General features: G+C 67.0%; 16 protein-coding genes. 9 read left to right on the forward strand and 7 right to left on the reverse strand.

The features are described 5' to 3' along the window. Nucleotides 1-7 precede the first annotated feature (7 nt). The gene (locus tag GT355_RS08155; RefSeq protein ID WP_160134200.1) at nt 8-859 is read right to left on the reverse strand and encodes a beta-keto acid cleavage family enzyme; all 852 of its coding nucleotides are present in this window, start codon (nt 857-859) and stop codon (nt 8-10) included. Then, nucleotides 856-1,035 (reverse strand): hypothetical protein, encoded by a 180-nt coding sequence (locus GT355_RS08160; protein WP_160134201.1) that lies wholly within the window; start codon nt 1,033-1,035, stop codon nt 856-858. The genes GT355_RS08155 and GT355_RS08160 overlap by 4 nt, the downstream gene beginning before the upstream one ends. Nucleotides 1,036-1,139: 104 nt before the next feature. On the opposite strand from GT355_RS08160, the gene cdd reads away from it, so the two are divergent. Continuing rightward, complete coding sequence (gene cdd / locus GT355_RS08165; RefSeq protein ID WP_120075040.1) at nt 1,140-1,535, forward strand: cytidine deaminase; 396 nt, start codon at nt 1,140-1,142, stop codon at nt 1,533-1,535. Nucleotides 1,536-1,571: 36 nt separating this feature from the next. Here the strand turns inward: cdd and GT355_RS08170 are convergent, their stop codons facing one another. Next, nucleotides 1,572-2,393 carry a restriction endonuclease gene (locus tag GT355_RS08170; RefSeq protein ID WP_205250437.1) on the reverse strand — a complete coding sequence of 274 codons (822 nt, stop codon included), beginning with the start codon at nt 2,391-2,393 and terminating at the stop codon, nt 1,572-1,574. 106 nt (nt 2,394-2,499) lie between these two features. On the opposite strand from GT355_RS08170, the gene GT355_RS08175 reads away from it, so the two are divergent. From GT355_RS08175 to GT355_RS18500, 7 genes are all read left to right on the forward strand, one after another. Beyond that, nucleotides 2,500-3,333 (forward strand): nucleoside phosphorylase, encoded by an 834-nt coding sequence (locus GT355_RS08175; protein WP_160134203.1) that lies wholly within the window; start codon nt 2,500-2,502, stop codon nt 3,331-3,333. 77 nt (nt 3,334-3,410) lie between these two features. After that, nucleotides 3,411-4,064, forward strand: a complete 654-nt coding sequence (gene fer / locus GT355_RS08180; protein WP_120075036.1) for a ferredoxin Fer — start codon at nt 3,411-3,413, stop codon at nt 4,062-4,064. A gap of 111 nt (nt 4,065-4,175) precedes the next feature. Then, nucleotides 4,176-4,850 (forward strand): plastocyanin/azurin family copper-binding protein, encoded by a 675-nt coding sequence (locus GT355_RS08185; protein ID WP_160134204.1) that lies wholly within the window; start codon nt 4,176-4,178, stop codon nt 4,848-4,850. A 110-nt stretch (nt 4,851-4,960) separates the two neighbouring features. After that, nucleotides 4,961-5,425 carry a PH domain-containing protein gene (locus GT355_RS08190; protein ID WP_192927996.1) on the forward strand — a complete coding sequence of 155 codons (465 nt, stop codon included), beginning with the start codon at nt 4,961-4,963 and terminating at the stop codon, nt 5,423-5,425. Further along, nucleotides 5,422-6,942, forward strand: coding sequence for a PH domain-containing protein (locus GT355_RS08195; protein WP_160134205.1), 1,521 nt, complete (start codon nt 5,422-5,424; stop codon nt 6,940-6,942). The genes GT355_RS08190 and GT355_RS08195 overlap by 4 nt, the downstream gene beginning before the upstream one ends. A 107-nt stretch (nt 6,943-7,049) precedes the next feature. After that, nucleotides 7,050-8,639, forward strand: coding sequence for an ABC transporter permease (locus tag GT355_RS08200; RefSeq protein ID WP_160134206.1), 1,590 nt, complete (start codon nt 7,050-7,052; stop codon nt 8,637-8,639). A gap of 58 nt (nt 8,640-8,697) precedes the next feature. After that, nucleotides 8,698-11,088 (forward strand): RtcB family protein, encoded by a 2,391-nt coding sequence (locus GT355_RS18500; RefSeq protein ID WP_160134207.1) that lies wholly within the window; start codon nt 8,698-8,700, stop codon nt 11,086-11,088. A gap of 7 nt (nt 11,089-11,095) precedes the next feature. Here the strand turns inward: GT355_RS18500 and GT355_RS08210 are convergent, their stop codons facing one another. The 4 genes from GT355_RS08210 to GT355_RS08225 form a co-directional block, all read right to left on the reverse strand. Next, nucleotides 11,096-11,380 (reverse strand): DUF7967 family protein, encoded by a 285-nt coding sequence (locus GT355_RS08210; protein ID WP_160134208.1) that lies wholly within the window; start codon nt 11,378-11,380, stop codon nt 11,096-11,098. Between the two features lie 66 nt (nt 11,381-11,446). Further along, complete coding sequence (locus GT355_RS08215; protein ID WP_160134209.1) at nt 11,447-12,484, reverse strand: LLM class flavin-dependent oxidoreductase; 1,038 nt, start codon at nt 12,482-12,484, stop codon at nt 11,447-11,449. A gap of 58 nt (nt 12,485-12,542) precedes the next feature. After that, nucleotides 12,543-14,351, reverse strand: a complete 1,809-nt coding sequence (locus GT355_RS08220; protein ID WP_160134210.1) for a glycoside hydrolase family 15 protein — start codon at nt 14,349-14,351, stop codon at nt 12,543-12,545. A 448-nt stretch (nt 14,352-14,799) separates the two neighbouring features. Next, nucleotides 14,800-15,954 carry an NAD(P)/FAD-dependent oxidoreductase gene (locus GT355_RS08225; protein ID WP_160134211.1) on the reverse strand — a complete coding sequence of 385 codons (1,155 nt, stop codon included), beginning with the start codon at nt 15,952-15,954 and terminating at the stop codon, nt 14,800-14,802. A gap of 174 nt (nt 15,955-16,128) precedes the next feature. Between GT355_RS08225 and GT355_RS08230 the strand changes: the two genes are divergently transcribed. Then, nucleotides 16,129-17,646: a DHH family phosphoesterase gene (locus tag GT355_RS08230; protein ID WP_160134212.1), complete on the forward strand. Its 1,518-nt coding sequence runs from the start codon at nt 16,129-16,131 to the stop codon at nt 17,644-17,646. Nucleotides 17,647-17,679 lie beyond the last annotated feature (33 nt).

Raw genomic sequence — 17,679 nt, forward strand, 5'->3', positions numbered from 1 at the left:
CGAGAATTCACACACCGCGAAGCCCGAGGATCGCTCGGGCCTCGGCGGGCGTCGCGACCGGTCGCCCGAGTTCGTTCGCGACCCGAACCACGCGCTCGACCAGCTGGGCGTTCGACGCGGCGAGCTCGCCACGGCGGTAGTAGACGTTGTCCTCCAGTCCGACGCGGACGTGTCCCCCGAAGAGGACCCCCATCGTCGCGAACGGGAGTTGGTGGCGACCGAATCCCAAGGTGTTGAACGTGGCACCTTCGGGGAGGTCGTCGATCGCGGTCAGGAAGTTTCGCGGCGTGGGGCGAGTGAGCGTGCCCGGCCCGAAGATCAGGGTCGCGTAGACCGGGTCGGCGAGGTCACGGCGGTCGAGGAGTCCTCGGATCTCGTTGCGGTGGCCGTCGTTGAAGACCTCCAACTCGGGTTTGATGCCTCGCTCGTGCATCTCGTCGTAGAGCGAGTCCACCAGCCCGCGCGTGTTCTCGCTGGTGAGGTGTGCGTACCGATTGAGTGGCCCCATGTCGAGCGAGGCCATCTCGGGTGCCGGGTCGGTCCGGAGCGGCCGGTGGCGGTCGGCGTCGGGTGCGGCGGTCCCTCCAGTTGAGTGCTGGATGATCACGTCGTCCGCGTGGCGGCGAACCGCGTCGTCGATCGCCTGGAAGCGCCCGGTGTCGAACGTGCGCTCGCCGTTGGGTCGCCGGGCGTGGAGGTGGACGACCGCCGCCCCCGCTCGCTCCGCCGCGGCCGCCGCCCGCCCGATCTCCTCGGGGCTTTCGGGGAGGTTCGGGGTCGCCTCCTTGCCGTGGACGCCGCCGGTGAGCGCCGCGGTCACGATGACGGGCTCGTCGGCGAGAAAGGAATCGTAGCTCATTCGGCGTGCTCGCGGTAGATCTCGCAGTGGCGCTCGTGATCGAGGTCGTAGCGGTCGTTACAGATGTCGGCACGCATCGGCTCGACGAACCGCTCGGCCGCCGTACAGTACGCCCGCTCGGTGTCGAACTCGTGGTCGCCGGCCGCCGCACGGTAGCTGAGATACGGGCAGGACATGCGATGGAATCGGGTCGCGACGGGGTAACGATTTCCCCGCCTCGCGACTCCCACCGTGCCCGTCGTCCCGGTGGCTATTTCATCCCGCGCCGGCCAGAACGAGCATGGACGACGAGGATCTCCTGGCCGCCGCCCGCGAGGCGACCGCGAACGCCCACGTCCCCTACTCCGAGTATCGGGTCGGGGCGGCGCTCGAAGCGGCGGACGGCACCGTGTTCACGGGCTGCAACATCGAGAACGCCAACTACTCCAACAGCCTCCACGCCGAGGAAGTGGCACTCTCGGAGGCGGTCAAGACCGGCCACCGCGAGTTCACGGGGATCGCGGTGACCTCCTCCGAGCGCGACGGCGTACTCCCCTGCGGGATGTGCCGCCAGACCCTCTCGGAGTTCTGTGAGGACGACTTCCGGGTGGTCTGTGACGAGGCCGAGGGCGTCGTCGAGTACGAACTCGGCGACCTCCTGCCCGACGCCATCTCGGCGGACACCCTCGGAAAGTGAAAAGCGGAGAGGGACGCAACCGCCAAGAACGGATTTCTATGGTGTGAGCGACCGGCGTCGACGATAAAAGTACACGGGGAGAGTGATGTAGAAGACGAACAAACCCAGGAGATACATCCACGCCGTTGGGTTCCATGAGCTATGGCGGCGGACGTGTCTGATATCGAAATAGAGTGAAACTCCAACGACTACAAGAGCGACAGCCCAAACAAGTGAGAGTACACCGCCAAGGGCTTCGAGCACGCCAATACCGGAATTGAGCAACAATCCGTCTATCAAGAAAACGACGACCGCAACTCCGCTACTCTTGAGTAAGGTTTGATACCAGTTCCGACCGCTCCCGATCCGGGAAAGGAGACCCTGGTTCTCCTTTACGGAAGGAGTACTTCCCCGCGGAGGTGTGTGTTGTGGTCGGACCTGGGACTGCGACCCTTCCGACGCATCGATATCGTACTGAGTAAGAAGGTTTTCAGCCTGCAAGTTATCGACCATTGAGACGAGTCCGTCGCCATCGACCAGCTTGACGTTCAACTCGTCCGCTCGTTGCTCTGCTGCCCGCGTGAATTGGTTTGTCGTCACAACGACGACCGAATCCACATTTGGTTGTTGGTGCCTCAAACTCGCATACTGTTGAATGGCAGGCCCACCAACGGTGGTATTCGGTCCATATCGTTTCGCTTGGATTAGTTTCTTTTGTGGATACGGATCCGATTTCGTTGCAACAACGTCGATTCCAGCATCAGCAGAGGCTTGGGAGACCTCACACGTCCAACCCATCCGCTCCCACAGATCACCAACGAAATGTTCGAAATCGTAATCATCCATTTGTTGAAGACGACTCTTGACAGTAGCTTGCATCGAATAGGATCGATCACGAAAACCAACACTATAAATCAACCCCTTAGGTGAACTCTCCAGAACGGAAAGCCACGACTTATTTGCTGGAGGTCGGTGAAATCAGGCTATGACTGGCGACAGCGAGGACCCGAACGACGAGGTCCAGTACCACCTCGCGGTGGGGCCCGACGACGTCGCGGGAACCGTGCTCGTTCCGGGCGATCCTGAGAGAGTCGAGAAGATAGTCGACCTGTGGGACGAGTTCGAGCTGGTGGCCGAACACCGGGAGTTCCGGACCGCGACGGGTGCGCATCGCGGGACGCCGATCTCGACCACCTCCACGGGGATCGGCAGTCCGTCGGCGGCCATCGCACTCGAAGAGCTGGCGCGGGTGGGCTGTGAGACGTTCATCCGGGTGGGATCGTGCGGCGCGATCCAGCCCGGCATGGACGTGGGCGACCTCGTCATCACGACCGGAGCCGTCCGACAGGAGGGCACCAGCGACGAGTACGTTCGCGAGGACTACCCCGCGACCGCCGACGACCGGGTAGTGGCGGCGCTGGTGGCGGCCGCCGAGGAGCTCGGCTACGACTACCACGTCGGCGTCACCGCGAGCACCGATAGCTTCTATCCCGGTCAGGGCCGGCCGGGCTTCGAGGGGTTCGAAGCCGCTGGGAGCGACGACCTAGTCGACGACCTCCGCGAGGCGGGCGTGTTGAACATCGAGATGGAGGCGAGCTCGATCCTGACCCTCGCGGGCCTCTACGGGCTCCGAGCGGGTGCGGTCTGTACGGTCTACGCCAACCGCGTCACCGGCGAGTTCCGGACCGAGGGCGAGTCCCGGGCGGCCGAGACCGCGAGCCTCGCGGCGACCTACCTCGAACGGATGGACGAACGGGCGCGCGAGGCCGGGGCCGACCGCTGGCATCCGGGGCTCGGCCTCGGCGACGCCACCGAGTGAGTCGGGTGAAGAGCGGCCGTGACACGCCGTAGAGCCGGGCGGGAAACGTTTTTCCTCGTCGCAACCCAGCGATCGATGTGGCGTCCCCGTTCGAGATCCTTGGCCTCGACCCCGATGCCGACGAGCCGGCGGTCCGCCGGGCCTACCGCGAGCGCGTCTTCGAGGCCCACCCGGACCACGGCGGGTCGGCCGCCGAGTTCCGCCGGGTGAAGACCGCCTACGAACGGCTCTTGAGCGGCGAGTCGGTCGAGGCCGAGCCGGCGATCGCGGACGCCCCCGCCGACGAACCCACCGCCACGGAGCCGGAGAAGGTCCGGGTCGAATACCTCAACTACGCGGTGCTCGACGACCACGGCTGGGGGATCGACGACCCGGACCTGTTCGAGACCGCCGCGGCGGCGGACCTCGCGGACGCCGACCACGGCGAGTTCCTGGTCCACCCCCGCGAGTCGCTGCTCGAAGCCGCCGAGAACCGCGGCTACGCCTGGCCCTACGCCTGCCGAGGTGGGGCGTGTGCGAACTGCGCGGTCGCACTGCTGGAAGGGGAGCTGGAGATGCCGAACGACACCGTGTTGCCTCCGGAGATGAAATCACGGGGGATCCGGCTCTCGTGTAACGGCATCCCGGTCTCCGACGAACTCAAGGTGCTCTACAACATCAAACACCTCCCCGCGCTCGAAGAGCTCCGCCTCCCGCCCCGGCCGTTCGAGCAGGCCTACGCAAGTGACTGACCCCGGAGATGTCAACGATCGATCGATGGGGAATTCCGCCGCCGTCGCTCGATTCGCGGGCCGAAACCGACGATCCAAAGTGTTGATGATGGTCGGGAAGCAAGCGGGCGCATGAAGCGTCGAACGTTCCTGAAAGCGACGAGTATCTCGACGGTCGCGGGGATGACGGCCCTCGCGGGTTGTTCGAGCGGGAGCAACGAGAGCGGGAACGGCAGCGGTGCCAACGGGAGCGGCGAGGGAACGAGCGGCGGCACGGGAACGAGCGGCGGTGCGAGCACGACCCAGTCGGGCGGGGGCACCGCGATGACCTCCTCGGGGACCAACGGCTCGACCACGGGCGCGAACGGCACCGCGGCGACGAGCGGCGGCGGGGGCGGAACGGAGACCGTCGGGATGTACACCGACGGGAGTACGTACTACTTCGACCCGATCGGGCTGTTCGTCGAACCCGGCACCACCGTCGACTTCGTGATCGAGTCCGGGGCGCACTCCGCGACCTCCTACACGACCGACAACCCGTCGGTGAGCGAACGCCGTATCCCAGAGGGCGCGGAGTCGTGGGACAGCGGCACCATCAGCGGCAGTGACAGCTTCGAGTACACCTTCGAGACCGAGGGCACCTACGACTACTACTGCATCCCGCACAAGACGCTCGGGATGGTCGGTCGGGTCGTCTGTGGGAGCCCCGGTGGCCCCGCCGAGGGCAGCATGCCCCCGGACGGCGACGTCCCGGAGAGTTCGGCGATCGTCGAGCAGGGTTCGATCGCCTTCAGCGACTTCAGCTGACGACGTAGCCATCGGTCGAACCGGCGGCGGGTGCCGCCGCGGAACCACCGGAAGTTATCCCATCTCCACGTGAGAATCGAAGGATGAGCGAGAGCGCCCCGTCGGGGTCGATGGAGTCGCTCGATCCGCGCGCCAGAACCGTCTGGGTCGTCTTCGAACTCGTGGTAGGGGCCGTCGTCGGGCTCGGCGGCACGTGGCTTGTCGACCGGTTCGTTTTCGCGCTCGCGTTCTGGGTCGGACCGGCGGCGGCGGTCGTGCTCGCGCTTGCCGGCGCTGGGTACGCCCTGCTTCGCTACCGTATCTGGCGCTTCGAAGTCCAAGAGGACGCGATCTACCTCGAACGTGGGGTCTTCACCCGGGTCGAGTCGGTGGTGCCGTTCGTCCGGATACAGAACGTCGACACCCAGCGCGGTCCGGTCGAACGTCTCGCGGGGCTGTCGAGCGTCGTGGTCTACACGGCGGGCACGCGCGGTGCGGACGCCACCCTCCCCGGTCTCGCGCCCGAGCGGGCGACGGCGCTCCGCGAGGAGCTGCGCGAACTCGCCGTCGAGAGCGAGTACGAGGACGCGTTATGAGGCTCCACCGGCTGTCGGCCCCGCTGCGCGCGGCGTCCGACCTCGAGATCGGACAGGTCCTGCTGCTCGGCGGCGGCGGTGCGGTCGTCGGCAGCGAGGGCGGGATGGGGGGCGGCATCGTCACCGGGCTCGCCATCGTCCTCGTGCTGTTCGTCGTCCAACTGGGGTGGGAGATACTCTACGTCCAGCGGTTCGCCTACCGGCTCACCGACGACAGCCTCGACATCGACTCCGGGGTGCTCTCGCGACGCGAACGGTCCATCCCGATCCGGCGGGTCCAGAACGTCGACATCACCCGGGACCCGTTCGCGCGGCTCGCGGGGCTCGCGGCGGTGGCGTTCGAGACCGCCGGCGGGGGCGACGACGCCGAGGGTGAGATCCGCTACGTCACCACGACGGAGGCCGAACGCCTCCGGAACGAGATCCAGCGGCTGAAGCGCGCGAACACCGGGAGCGGGTCGGGCGAAACGACCGATTCGATCGACGAGAACCGGACGGAAACGACGGACGAGGACCGAGAGGAACTGTTCGTCCTCTCGACCCGCGACCTCCTGGCGGCGAGCGCTCTCTCGCTCGACCTCAGACCGCTCCTGCCGGTGGCGCTGCTGGTCTTCGAGGGGACGCGGTATCTCCCGAACGGGTTCGCGAGCGCCGTGGTCGGCAGCCCGAGGCTCGGCGTGGTGCTGACCGCCGTCGGGTCGTTCCTCGCGGGCGCGGCCGTGACCTTCGCCCGGTTCTACGGGTTCCGGCTCTGGCGGTCGGGCGACGAACTCCGCTACGAACGCGGGCTGGTGAGCCGGTACACGGGGTCGATACCGTTCGAGAAGATCCAGCACCTCGTCGTGAGCGAGAACGTCCTCTTGCGCCGGTTCGGCTACGCGGCGCTCGACGTCGAGACCGCGGGCTACGGGAGCCAGAGCGCGGCCACCCGGGGCTCGGAGTCGGTCGTCCCGTTCGCCGAGCGCGGGGCGGTGCTGGCGCTCGCGCGCTCGATAGACGGGTTCGAGTTCGACACACCGACCTTCTCCCGACCGCCGAAGCGTGCCCGACGGCGCTACGCCGGCCGGTACGCCATCGCAGTCCTACTGGTGACCGGCGGGCTGTTCGTCGCGAACCGACTGTTCAATTTCGACCCCCTCCAGTGGTGGTTCGCACCGCTCGCGCTCCTGATCGCCGCGCCGTTCGCGGCCCACTACACCTGGCTCCATCGCGGCGTGGCGACCGACGAGGGGTTCGTGCTGACCCGCAACGGCTTCTGGCGACGGACCACCGAGGTGGTCCCCTATTACCGCGTTCAGACCGTGAACGAGGACCATACGCTCTTCCAGCGCCGGTGGGACCTCGCCACGGTCGTGGTCGACACCGCGGGGACGGGGAGCCTGGGTCGCGAGGGCGCACGCGCCGTGGATTTCGACCGTCACGAGGCCGACGCGCTTCGTGAGACCGTCCGACAGCGGCTTCGACGAAGCGTGATCGAGCGCCGGGTGGAGCGCCGCCGCCGGTCCAGCGGCTCGTGACGACCCGGTGCGAACGGCTGGCCGCGGAGACGACGGGTGCTCGTATCGGAGAACCGGCATGTTGAAGGTGGTTCCGTCGGCACGAACGGTGAAATGAGGGAGCAGGCGTGAACACGCGGCGGGCGGTCGGCGGAGTCGTCGGGCTGGCGATCCTCTTGGGCGTGGCGTACGTGGTCAGACCCTGGCTCCAGTGGCTGGTCTACGGGCTCTACACGACGCCGATCGCGTGGGTGTTCGTTCCGGTCGGGCTCGCCGCCGTGGCCTACTTCGGGGTCTCGTTCGAGTCCCGCGGGGCGAACCGGCCGCTCGGGATCGCGCTCGGCCTCGTGGTCGTGGCGGTGATCGTGCTGACCTCGGTCGGCGGGCTCTACGCGCAGACGACGCTCGCCGACCGGACGATGGCCGGCGCGACGCCGACCCAGGGGCTCTCGCCCGCCGACGCCGACCACCCGCGGGTCGTCACCCGGAACGTCTCGGACAACTACGCCGCCAACACCCTCCAGCTCTCGCGCTACCGGGTCTCGAACCCGGACGTCACCTTCCGGAACGGCACCCCGTACTGGTCGTACGCGCTCTCGCCCGACGGGGTCCGGAACCACTTCGCGCTGAAACAGGACGGGACGGTGCTCGTCAACATGAGCGCCCAGAACGCGAAGGTCGAGACCGTCAGGGGCGAACTCGACGCGGGCATCGGCACCGCGTGGTACAACAACTACCGGTGGAGCGTGCTCAAACAGGGACAGTACCTCGTCGACTACGGCGACCCGTTCATGGTTCCCCATCGGAACGAGTCGTACATCGCAGTACCGTACACCAAACCCAGCTTCCACGTTCGGGCGCTCCCGGTCCCGCTGCCCTACACCGTGCCGGAGTGGGGTGGCGTGGCACTGGTCGCGCCGGACGGCAGCGTGACCGACCTCTCGCCCGCGGAAGCCCGGTCGAATCCCGTGCTTCGGGGGCAGAAGCTCGTCCCCTTCGACCTGACGCGTGAGCGGGTGACCGCCACGAAGTACCGCAACGGCATCCTCAACACCCTCCCCGTGGTCGGCTCACACACCGACGAGATCGAGGTGGCCGCCACGCCCGGCAGCGGCAACGAACAGCCGTATCTCGTGCCCACGGCGGACGGCACGAAGTACGTAGTCGCGGTCGAGCCGTTCGGGAACGCACAGGGTCTCCGGGAGGTCTGGGAGATCGACGGCCGGACCGGCGAGGCCTCGGTCTATCGCAGCCCCTCGGGCGAGTCGCTGTTCGGCCCTCGGAAGGCCGCCGACTACGTTCGCCAGGCGAGCCGGACCACCGACTGGAACCGGTTCTCCCCGGCCGAGCCGCTGCCGGTGGCGGTCGACGACCGGCTCTACTGGATGGTGAAGGTCGTCCCCGAGGGCGGGTCCGGGATCTCGTACGTGGCGTTCGTGAACGCCGAGTCCTCGAACGTACAGGAGACCGCCTCGACCGCCGCGGTCGAGGAGTTCCTCCGTGGGAATCGGTCGGCGGCGCAGTCGGTGCGCGATGGCGGGCCGAACGCCTCGACGGGCGGGCCGCGGAACGAAACGGTGGCCGGCGGAAACGTCAGTCTCGTTGTCGAGAAGCGCGCGCCGAACGGGTCGGTGGTGGCGACCATGACGGTCTACGAGAACGAGTCGGTCTCGATCGAACCCGCGCGGAACGGCACGAACGCGACTGCGACGGAATAGCGGTCGGACGGGCGACGGACGAAGGGCATTAAGCGACGGCCCGGCAAACCAGTTCATCATGACCACCACTATCACCGGCGAACACACGACCGCCGAGGTCTTCCTCGACGAGGCCGACCTCGAAGGCCTCACGCGCGACCAGATCCAGGAGATGGTGGACCACGAGGCGTTCACCGAACCCGTGCGGGTGATGCCCGATGTCCATCCTGGCGCGGGCTGTGTGATCGGCTTCACGATGCCGATCGCCGACAAGGTCGTACCGAACGTGGTGGGGGTCGACATCGGTTGTTTCACGGGCGACACCGAAGTTGAACTCCTTGACGGCCACGACCATCGTATGGATGAGTTGAGCGAACGGAACGAACCGTTCGGGGTGTGGAGCTGTAAACCGGACGGGGAAGTGGTGGCTGCGAAAGCGACCGCCCGAAAGACCCGCTCCGATGCATCTCTCGTTCGCGTCACGCTCGACAATGGGGAGGAGATCGATTGCACACCGGACCACGAGTTCATGCTTCGTGACGGGACCTATCGTGAAGCGCAGAACCTCACGGCGGAGCAGTCGTTGATGCCGTTCTATACACGTACCGACGAGGATGGGTATCGGCTCGTCTATCAGAACCTTCCGCAGTCATCGTATCAACGAGGCCACTGGATCGTCGCTCGTTCCGGTTTGATGGGGCCGGTACCGTCGTACGATGACCAGACGACCGTCATCCACCATCGAAACTTCACCGAACACGATAACCGCCCGTCAAACTTGGAGTATATGGGCGCACGCGATCACTCGACGTTTCACCGGAATATCGTCGAACGGAACGAACACTGGCAATCCGACGCATTCGAGCAAGCTCGCATCGAAGCGATCAGGCGATCGTTCACGGAGGGTGGTGCGATGTACGAACAGCGAGCCGCACAGGGTACGGAGAACATTACTAGATGGATGGAGGAGAATCCAGAGGCTTTTGCCCAGTCCGTCGAAGACAACGGGGAGCGCGGCAAGAAGTATCTCCGAGCGTTCAACACCAGCGAGCGTACCTGCGACCTTTGTGACGAGGTGTTCGACAACCCAGCGGCCGAATACTGGCATCAAGTAAAGCAACATCCGGAGAAAACGGAGTACAACACCGACCACAAGAACGCCCGGAGTGCGATGGAGAATCACGAGGTCGCTTCCGTCGAAACGCTCGACGAGACGGAGGACGTTTACTGCCTCAACGTCCCCAACTATCACAATTTCGCGCTTTCATCCGGTGTCTTCGTCCACAACTGTGGTATGTTAGCGACCCAACTCGACTCGAAACCGGACCTCACCGAGGAGGCGATCGACGACCGGATCCGCGAGACGATCCCGATGGGGTGGCACGCACACGACGACCAGACCTACCACGTCGGCGAGGACTTCCCCTGGACGGAGGCGACGGCGAAGGTCGAACGGCTGCAAGCGGGTCGCGACACCGACTTCGCGTTCGACGGCTACGACCTCGAGTACTTCAAAGATCTCTGTGAGAAGGCCGGCGTCGACCTCAACAAGGCCATCAACCAGGTGGGCACCCTCGGCGGCGGCAACCACTTCATCGAGGTCGCCGAGTCCGACCGGACCGGGAACTGGTGGCTGGTGTTCCACAGCGGGAGCCGCGCGCTCGGCAACTCCGTGGCCGACTACTGGCAGACCGAGGCGACCGAGCGGCGGAACGCGACCGCGATCGACCCGGTCACCGCCGAGGACCTCCCCGAGGAGGTCCGGGACGCGGGCGGGACGCCCGCGGACGTCACGGACGAGACCGGCCGCCGGATCGACATGGACCGAGTGGCGGCGTTCTGCCGCGAACGCTTCGAGGGGAGCGAGATCGAGGCCAACGTCAATCGACTCAGGCAGGTGCACCACGACCGTCAGGAGGCGTTCGAGGCCGACCGGAACACCGACCTCGACTACCTGGAGGGCGAGGCCGCCCACGGCTACCTCGTCGACATGGCGTTCTGTCAGACCTACGCGTGGGAGAACCGTCGGTGGATGGCCCACCTCGTGACCGACGCGCTCGGGGTCGAGGTCGCCGACTCGATCCACTCGCCGCACAACCTCATCGACTTCGAGGACCTCGTGATCCGAAAGGGCGCGACCCGCGCCCACGAGGGCGAGCGGCTCATCGTGCCGTACAACATGGGCGAGGGCTCGGTCGTCCTTCGAGGAAAGGGCAACCCCGAGTGGAACCGGAGCGCGCCCCACGGAACGGGCCGGAGCGGAAGCCGTCGGTGGGCGAAGAAGGAGTTCACGATGGAGGAGTTCGAGGCCGCGATGGACGGGGTGTTCTCGACCTCGGTGAACAAGAACACCATCGACGAGAGCCCGATGGCGTACAAGGACCCCGCGCTCGTCGAGTCCCGGATCGACGAGACCGGCGAGGTCGTCGACCGGCTCCGACCCGTCATCAACTGCAAAGCCGACTGGTAGGCGGCGTTCAGATCGCGTCGTCCGGGTCGTGTTTCTCGGCCATCCGGCTCGCCTCGGTGGCGTAGCGCTCCCTGCGTTCCGGGTCCTCGACCGGCCCGATGCTCCCGGGGTCGGCGTCGATCGCCGCGGTGGTCTCGCGAACGTCGGTGAAGGAGGTGAGCGCGCGCTCCTTTCTGGAGTAGCGCGTCCCGTCGGTGGTGGCGTAGGTCAGTATCACGAGGTTCTGCTCGTCGTCGGAGTAGGTCCGTTCGACCAGCCAGACGCGTGTCGGTTCGGTCGTGGAATCGGACATGACGGGTCGTAGCCCGCTCGGGGATAAATGGTCGCGGGTGGTGCGGTCGTGCGGCGGTTCGTGCGGTTATCGCGGCGAGAGGTCGAAGGCGTCGGCGAGGAGCGCGTGGGATTCGAGGACGTTCTCGGGGTCGGCGATCTGGTTCTGGATCACGACGTCGTCGACCCCGATCTGGTCGGTCATCGTCCCGAGGACCTCGCGCACCGTCGAGGGACTCCCCGATATTGCCCGCGGCCACGCACCCGGATCGACATCGGTCGGGGTCGGGTCGGGGACCCCGCCGAGCTCCTCGACCGCCTCGTCGGCCGACCGGATCGGTGGCCGGTCGATATCGCCCTGCCGGAGCCGTCGCCGGGAGGCCTCGGTGGTCGCGCGCCGCCGCGCGGCTTCCTCGTCGGTCTCGGCGCAGGTGACGTTCGTCGCGAGCATCCCCCGGGGTTCGTCGGGCCCCGCGCCGAACGGCGAGGGTTCGAAGCGCTCGCGGTAGACCTCGAAGGCTCTGACCGCGGGTTCGGGTCGGATGAACGCCGCGAAGCAGTACTGGAGCCCGAGCTCCCCGGCGACCGCGGCGCTCGACGGGCTCGACCCGAGCACCCACATCTCGGGGGCGGTGTCGGCCGCCTGCGGCACGTCGAGCTGGCCGAACTGGTTGTCGTCGTCGAAGCCGTCGTAGAGGTGGGCCGCGACCTCGTGGATCTTTTCCTTGTGGTCGTTCGCCCCGCGGCGCTGCTGGCTTCGATCGGGCTGGAGCGCGAAGTCGGAGAGCGGGGAGCCGTTCGCCCGGCCGAGCCCGCAGTCGATCCGGCCGGGCGCGAGCGAGTCGAGCACGCCGAACGTCTCGGCCACCTTGTAGGGGCTGTAGTGGTTGAGGAGAACGGTACCGGATCCGACTCGGATGTCGTCGGTCTTGGCCGCGATGTGGGGGATCAGCACTTCGGGCGTGGTGCTGGCGAGCCGGTCGGTGAAGTCGTGGTGTTCGGCCACCCAGAAGCGGTCGTAGCCCAGCTGCTCGGCGTGTCGGGCGCGTTCGACGGTGTTCTCGAAGGCTTCGGTCGCGGAGCCACCCTCGGGAACCGGCGCGAGGTCGACGATCGAGAGGTTCACGTCGGATCGACGGGTCGGACAAGGATATACCACCCGCCACGTGGCGGCACGGTACCCCTCAGTCGTCCGTGGCCTCGTTGAGGTAGAGCACGGCGTTGACCAGCCCGATGTGGCTGAACGCCTGGGGGAAGTTGCCGAGGTGCTCGCCGGTCTCGGGGTCGACCTCCTCGGCGAACAGCCCGAGCGGGCTGATGTACTCCATCACGCCCTCGAAGACCTCGCGGGCCTCCTCGACACGGTCCGAGCGCGCGAGACACTCGACCAGCCAGAACGAACAGAGCACGAACGCGCCCTCCTCACCGGGCAACCCGTCGTCGCCCTCGTAGCGATGGACCAGCCCGTCGTCGGTCATCAGGTGCTCCATCACGGCGTCGATAGTCGCCTGGAAGCGGTCGTCGTCGAACGGCAGGAAGCCGACGCTCCCGAGCCGGAGCGCGGCGGCGTCGACGGTCTCGCCCGCGAAGGTCTGAGTGAAACAGTCGAGCTCGTCGTCGTAACCCTCTTCGAGCACGACCTCGCGGATCGTCTCGCGGTCGCCGCGCCAGCGTTCGAGGGGTGCATCGAAGCCGTGTTCCTCGGCGATCTCGATCCCGCGGTCGAGCGCGGCCCAGCAGAGCACCTTCGAGTGGACGATGTGGCTGGGCTCGCTTCTGACCTCCCAGATCCCGTTGTCCTTCCGGTCCCAGACCCCCGAGACGTACTCGATCATCTCCTTCAGGACCTCCCAATCGCCCTCGTAGATATCGGCCCCGTAGTCGCTAGCGGTGTAGATGGCGGTCATGAGCTCGCCGTAGGTGTCGAGCTGTTCCTGGTCGCCCGCGGCGTTGCCGACCCGAACGGGCTGTGAGCCCCGGTAGCCCGAGAGGTGGTCGAGTTCCTCCTCGACCATCTCGGGCTCGTAGTGGAGGCCGTAGAGCGGGTGGCCGATCTCGCCGGGGTCGTCCTTGTGACACATCGTGAGACACCAGTCGAAGCCGTTGCGCGCCTCGCGCTCGTGGCCGAGCTCGTGGAGCGCCTGGATGGTGTAGGAGACGTCGCGGATCCACGCGTAGCGGTAGTCCCAGTTCCTGATCCCGCCGATCTCCTCGGGGAGCGAGGTGGTCGGTGCGGCGGCGATGGCGTGGGTCTGCGGGTTCATCAGCAATCGGAGCACGAGCTCCGAGCGAACCACGTAGTCGTGGTACGGCCCCTCGAACGCACAGCCCGACTCGTCGGGGCACTGGTGGGTCCAGTCCTGCCAGAAGTCGATCGTCTCGCGCAACAGCCCGGCGCAGTCGGCGGCGTCGATCGGTTCCCGGTCGTTGTACTGGAGCACGAACCAGTCGGTCTCGTCCGTGTCGAGGGTCTCGGTGGCGGTGGCGTACTCGATCGTCCCCTCGGTGGTCTCGAACGGCGCTTCGCCCCAGAGGTAGCACTGCTCGCCGTTGCCGCGCCCGAGGACACCCTCGCTCGTCGTCTCGACGGTGGTCCCCACCCGATCGTAGTCGAACCGGGGGTCGAACTCCAACTCGAACTCGACGGACCCCTCGACGCAGGTGACCTTCCGGTAGATCGCGCTCACGGTGTGGCCGAGTTCCATGCCGTCGACCACGGGCATGAAGTCGGTGACGACCATCGTCCCCGAGTCGGTCTCGAAGGAGGTCTCGAGCACGTTGGTCCGGGTGATGTAGGACTGTTCTGACGTGTACTCCTCGGCGGGCTGGATGCTGAAGTGCCCACCACCGTCGTCGTCGAGCAGCGCGGCGAAGACGCTCGACGACTCGATATGCGGAAAGCAACACCAGTCGATCGAGCCCTCCTCGGAGACCAGCGGACAGGTTTCGAGGTTGCCGATGACTCCGTAGCCCTCGATCGGCGTGAATTCCATACGAAACTCACGACGGACCCCCATATAGTACCCCGTACCCTGGAGCCGCTTACCGATCCACTACCGGAGGGTCGGCGGTCGCGGCCGGTGCGCCGCGGTGGTAGTGGTGGTGCGGCTGCGGCGGCGACGGCGGTAGCTGTGGCGGTGGCGGTAGCTGTAGCGGTGCGGTGTCTCGGCGAGCGGCAGTGAGCCGAGATGAGCGGTTGCGGGGCGGTCGCGGGGCGGTCCTGGCAGATGAAGGGCGAGCGAACGCCGACGGCGTGAGCGAGGGCTTCGGCGGTGCGGGCGGAGGCGGTGCTGTGCGGTCGCGGGATGTGAGGGAGTCGTACCGTGAGCGAGTGAACGAGCGAGCGGGCCGACGATTGACCGAAGGGAAAGAGGAGGCTTTTGATCCACATTTTGCCAGGGAGGCCGCTTCGCGGCCGACCGCAGCAAAAGGTGGGTGGTCCTACATATCGGACCAGGCCCGCGCCGCCCGCCCCGGCCCCGTAATGTCGTTGATCCAACGTGCGGCGATGGCCTTCTTGATGAAGACCGCGGCGGGACCGCTGAAGGTGTTGAGCGGGATGCCGACCACGTCGTGGGCGACCGCCTTCTCACCGATCGAGACGAGGGTGCCCTTATCCTCGTGGGTCCAGCTGTCGAGGGGCTGGCCGTGGAGCGCGCGCGCGACGTTCTCGCCTGCGACCTCGGCGGCCTGCCAGGCGGCCTGTGCGGTCGGCGGCGCGGGGCCGTCGGGCTGGTCGACGATCGCCGAGTCGCCGAGCGCGAACACGCGGTCGTCGTTGGTCTCGAAGGTGGCCTCGGCGTTGACCCGGTTGTGTTCGTTGTCGAGGCCCGAGTCGTCGATCGCGTCCTGGCCCGTGATGCCGCCGGTCCAGACGAACACGTCGTGTTCGAGCGTCTCGCCCGAGTCGAAGTGGATCACGCCCGCTTCGGCCTCGGTGATCGGGTCGTTCGTCGAGATCTCGATGTCACGCTCTTCGAGCCGCTTTCTGAGCGCGCCCTGGAGCTCGGGGTCCATCCCCGGGAAGACGTTGTCGAGCGCCTCGACCAGCGTGATATCGATCGGCGCGTGGTGCATGTCGCGGAACTCGGCGATCTCGCCGGCGCTCTGGATGCCCGAGAGCCCGGCCCCGCCGATGGCGACGTGGGCGGGGTCGTCGGCCGTGGCCTCGCGCGCGGCCTCCTTGACCTGGTCGTGGATGGTGAGCGCGTCGTCGAGGCTCTTGAGGGTGAGCGAGTGCTCTTCGAGCCCGTCGATCCCGTAGTAGGCGGTCTGGGAACCGAGGGTCACGAGGAGGTAGTCGTAGGAGACCGTCGAGCCGTCCGCGAGTTCGACCGCCCGGTCGTCGCAGTCGAGCCCCGAGACCTCGCCCTGGATGAACCGCGTGCCCGGCGATTTGATCTCGTCGACCGGGATCGTGACCTTGTCCTGAACGCTCGGGTCGCGGATACACCGATGGGACTCGTGGAGCACGAGGTGGTGGTCGTGGTCCGAGACCCACGTGATGTCGGCTTCGTCGCCGAGCGTCTCCTCCAGTTTCTTGATTGCGCCCGCCCCGGCGTAGCCCGCACCGAGAACGACGACAGTCTCCGTCATAGGCGCACGTGTGTGGGCAGGCGTTACAAAGGCTTTGAAACGATATCGGATGTGAAACCGACGAGTTCGGCCGGGAGTCGCCGATACGGTGGCGCTTCGGCTCGTTCGGCGTCGCCCGGTTCGGGCGGGAGCCGACGCGCGGGGTTTTAATTCCCGTGGAGCCAACCCGACTCCATGGTTTCGCGGTTGGTGTTGGGCTGTGGGTCGGTCGGGCGGACCATCGTGAGCGCGCTCGCCGACCGGCCGGGCGACGTCCTCGTGGTCTGTGACAACGAACACCGGATCGAGACCCTCCGGAGCGACCGCATCGACACCCACCGCGCCGACCCGACCGACCCCGCGACGTTGGACGAGGTCGACCGGTCGATCGACGTGCTCGTGGTCGCGAGCGACGACCCCGACATCAATCGGGCCGCGACCGAGACCGCCCGGGAGGCCTACCCCGAGGCGTTCGTGCTGGCCTACACCGGCAAGGAACCCTCGATCGAGTGTCGACTCGACATCGAGGCGAACGCCGACCGGGTCGTCGAGTCCGCCGGCACCGCCGCCGACGACCTGATCGAGCGTATCGGCGAGGAGAGCATGCGCCCGCGGCGGCTCTGGCGTGTCCTCCGGTCGATCGCGGGTCGGCTCGCGGTCGTGACCCACGACAACCCCGACCCAGACGCGATCGCGAGCGCGTTCGCGCTGAAGAAGATCGCAACCGCCGCGGGCTGTGAGACGGACATCTGCTACTACGGCACGATCACCCACCAGCAGAACCGCGCGATGGTCAACCTGCTCGACCTCGAGATGCGCCAGCTGGAGGGCGACGAGACCGAGGAGTACGACGGGATCGCGCTCGTCGACCACTCCCGACCGGGCGTCAACGACCAGCTCCCCGAGGACACCCCCGTGGACGTCCTGATCGACCACCACCCGCCGCGCGCACCGGTCGAGGCCCGGTTCGTCGACCTCCGGAGCGACGTCGGCGCGACCTCGACCCTCCTCGTGGAGTACCTCCGCCAGCTCGGTATCCGGGCCGACGAGACCGTGGCGACCGCGCTGCTCTACGGGATCCGAGTCGACACCAAGGACTTCCGGCGCGAGGTTTCCACGGTCGACTTCGAGGCCGCCGCGTACCTCCTGCCGTTCGTGAAGGATTCGGTGCTCGAACAGGTCGAGACCCCGAGCATGAGCGCCGAGACAATCGAGACGATGGCGCGGGCGATCCGGAACCGAGAGGTCCAGGGCTCGGTGCTCGTGAGCTACATCGACGACCTCCACGAGCGCGACGCGCTGGCCCAGTCGGCCGACCAGCTCCTCGACATCGAGGGCGTCAGAACCACGCTGGTCTACGGGATCATCGACGGCACCGTCTACTGTTCCGGCCGAACCAGGGGGACGAACCTCGACCTCGGCGAAGCCCTCCGGGACGCTTTCGAGCAGATCGGGAGCGCCGGCGGCCACGCCGACATGGCGGGCGCACAGATCCCGCTGGGGCTCCTCGGGGACTCCGACGAGTCCGAACTCTCGAACATCGTCCACGACGTCATGGCCGACCGGTTCTACGGCGCGCTCGAAACCCGGGACGAGGGTCGACCCGCGCCGGTCGAGACCGACGGTGGCGAGGGCGAGAGCGGTGACGGGACGCCGTCCACGGAATCGGCCGATGCCGACCCCGGAACCGACGAATCGGAGCTGGACGGCTGAACGAGGGGTTTTTGTTCCGGGCTGCCGACCCGT

Source organism: Halococcus salsus, assembly GCF_009900715.1.
Lineage (GTDB): Archaea > Halobacteriota > Halobacteria > Halobacteriales > Halococcaceae > Halococcus > Halococcus salsus.